Source organism: Brevundimonas vesicularis, assembly GCF_032067225.1.
In the GTDB taxonomy this organism is placed as follows: domain Bacteria; phylum Pseudomonadota; class Alphaproteobacteria; order Caulobacterales; family Caulobacteraceae; genus Brevundimonas; species Brevundimonas vesicularis_F.
On sequence record NZ_DAMBJX010000030.1, the window covers coordinates 1 to 3,257 of the forward strand.

General features: G+C 66.1%; 2 protein-coding genes. Both read left to right on the forward strand.

Annotated features, from left to right (window positions below; all coding sequences use genetic code 11):
• Positions 1–277 precede the first annotated feature (277 nt).
• Positions 278–2,401: a response regulator gene (locus RT123_RS09400; RefSeq protein WP_313008867.1), complete on the forward strand. Its 2,124-nt coding sequence runs from the start codon at positions 278–280 to the stop codon at positions 2,399–2,401.
• 185 nt (positions 2,402–2,586) lie between these two features.
• Positions 2,587–3,257 (forward strand): ribonucleotide-diphosphate reductase subunit beta (locus tag RT123_RS09405; RefSeq protein WP_313008869.1); only part of this gene is annotated, 671 nt, incomplete at its 3' end.

A 3,257-nucleotide genomic window follows, 5' to 3' on the forward strand; every position in this document is an offset into this window, starting at 1 on the left:
GGATGCCGGTGTAGGCCGTGACCGCATAGGTGCCCGACAACAGGAAGGGAATGCCGCTTTCCTTGAGCAGGCGCAGGCTCTCTTCATAGAAGGCCAGGGCGTCCGCCGGCGGCTCGAAGGTCGGTTCGGCGATCACGTCTGACATTGGCTGGGGCCCTTCGCTGGCAAGGGCGAGTAAACGGCGACGCTGAACGGCGGTTCCGCAATCCTACTTAGGTGGGCCGCTACGGGATCCTTAACCCCTGCGTGTCACCGTTACGTCATGGGACTGAAGTGGGTGAACGCAGAAGGCGGGCGCTGGCGGTTTTTCCGTCACGAGGCCGGCCGCGCGGCTGGGCCGTCGCCCTACGCCTATGTGGCCTTGTTCGCCCTGTGCCTGTCGGTCGCCCAGTGGAGCATGCATGCCTTCGGCGCCACGGTTCTGTGGCCGGCCAATGCGGTGCTTCTGGCCGCCGTCCTTCAGCTTCATCGTCGCCAGGCCATCGGCGTCATGCTCGCCTGCGCCGCGATCAACCTCGCCAGCAACATCGTGCGCGGTGACCCCGGCGTGATGATGTTCACCAATGTCGCCCTGAACCTGACCCAGGTTTGCGTCGCCGCCGTGCTGGCGCGCCGTTTTTGCGGGGCCGCGCTGGATATGCGCCGGCCTTGGCGTCTTTTCCGTTTCGCCGTCTTCGCCGCCGTGCCGGCGGTTTTGATCAGCACCCTGCTGGCGGGCGCAATCGCGGTGCTGATGAGCTGGAAGGTGCCGGGCACGCTGGCGTTCCGGATGCACCACCTGTTCGACATGGAACTGCTGGCGATGATGATCGTCACGCCGTCCTTGCTGTTGCTGGCGCGCAATCATCGTTTCAAAAACGACGCCCAAGCTTCGATCACCGAGGCGGCCGCCCTGCTGATGCTGGTCGGCGGCGTCACGCTTTGGGCCTTCACCCAGTCGTCGGCGCCGGTGATGTTCGCGGTGTTTCCGCCGCTGATCCTTCTGGCCTTCCGGCTGTGCCCGCCCACGACCGCCTGCGCGGTGGTGCTGGTCGCGGCCATCGGCGGCGCCGCCACGCTGAGCGGGCATGGGCCGGTCGTGCTGACCCGCCTGCCGTCCGATCTGGTTCTGGCGGCCCTGCCCGAAGTGATGCGCCAGATGAATGTGTTTCATCTGTTCCTGCTGTGCGTCGTGGGGTCGGTTCTGCCCATCACCACCCTGTCGACCGAGCGTCGACGGCTGACGGCGCGTCTGAGGGCGCGCACGGCGGCGGCGCTGGACGCCCTGGCCCGGGCCAGGCGCGCCGATGAGGCGAAGTCGCGCTTCCTGGCCTTGATGAGCCATGAGATGCGCACGCCCCTGACCGGGGTCACCGGCTATGCCGACCTGTTGTCGCGCTCCACCAGTCTGGACGCCGAGGGCCATCGGCAGGTCCATGCGGTGCGCCAGTGCGGCGAATCCATGCTGCGTCTGGTCGAGGACTTGCTGGAGATTTCGCGCGGAGGCGACGAGGTCGTGCTGAAGCCCGCCGATCTGCGCGCCTTGATCCAGGACGCCGTGGCGCCGGCGCGCGAGTGGGCCGAGATCCGCGGCCTGACGTTCGACCTGCACATCGCGCCGGACGCCGAGGGCTGGGTGCTGACAGACATGCGGCGTCTGCGCCAGATCCTGCATCACCTGACGCTGAACGCCTCGAAATTCACCTCGCACGGGGGCGTGGGCGTCACGGTTGATCGGAGCGAGGACCGGCTGCGGATCGCCGTGTCGGATACGGGCTGCGGCATGGACGCCGAGACTCTGGCGGGCGTGTTCCGCCTGTTCGAACAGGCGGACGCCTCGACCAGCCGCGCCCACGAGGGGGCGGGCGTCGGCCTGGCGCTGGCCAAGAGCCACGCCGAGCGCCTGAACGGAACCATCGTCGTCGAAAGCGTCCAGTGGCAGGGCTCGACCTTCACCCTGGAGATTGAGGCGCCGGTCGTGGTTCCGGTGGAGACGGAGAGCGGCGCGCCGCTGGACAGCCGTCGCATGAAGGTTCTGATCGTCGATGACCACCCCGCCAATCGCGATCTGCTGCGCATCATGCTGCAGGCCGCCGACTGCGACACCGCCGAGGCCTGCGACGGGCGCGAGGCGGTGAACGCCGCCTCGGCCGAGGCTTTCGATCTGATTCTGATGGATGTGCGCATGCCGGTGATGGATGGTCTGGCCGCCACCCGCGCGATCCGCGCCCTGGCCGATCCCGCCAGTCAGACGCCGATCCTGGCCGTCACCGCCGAGGCCATGCCCGAAGACGCCGCGCGGTGCCTGTCCGTCGGCATGGACGGCCATCTTGCCAAGCCGGTGACCCAGGCCAAGCTCTACGCCGCCATCGACGAGACGCTGAGCGTCGCCGCAACTCGCCTGGACGCCCAAGCCGCCTGAGCCGTCGCGCGCGGCTTCATCCCCAGGGGCGTCCCCAGGCCCGTCCCCAAGAATGTGCGGCACGGACACAACATCTAGCGGTCGAGATAAATTGTGATCGCAAAATAGACCTATTTCGACTTGGCGCCGGGACCATCGCATCGCATGGTGAATGCCTGTTTGGAATCGCTCTCAGGTCCAGTTCGATGAACGCCATCACTCCGATCATCCTCCCCGAGCGCGCCGGTCTTCTGACCCCGTCCGCCGCCTACAAGCCGTTCCGCTATCCGTGGGCGTTCGACATGTGGAAGAAGCAGCAGCAGGTCCACTGGATGCCCGAAGAGGTGCCGCTGGGCGAGGACATCAAGGACTGGGCGTCCACGCTGAACGACGGCGAACGCAACCTGCTGACCCAGATCTTCCGCTTCTTCACCCAGGCGGACATCGAGGTTCAGGACAACTACATGGAACGCTACGGTCGGGTCTTCAAACCGACCGAGGTCAAGATGATGCTGGCCGCCTTCGGCAATATGGAGACCATCCATATCGCGGCCTACGCCCTGCTGCTCGAAACCATCGGCATGCCCGAGAGCGAGTTCGGGTCCTTCATGGAATACGAGGCCATGCGGGACAAGCACGACTATATGGGCAAGTTCGGGGTCGACTCCGACGCCGACATTTGTCGGACCCTGGCCATGTTCGGCGGCTTCTCGGAAGGCGTTCAGCTGTTCGCGTCCTTCGCCATGCTGATGAACTTCCCGCGCCAGAACAAGATGAAGGGCATGGGCCAGATCGTGTCCTGGTCGGTGCGCGACGAGAGCCTGCACTGCGAAGGCATCATCAAGCTGTACCACGCCTTCAACAAGGAGACGGGCGC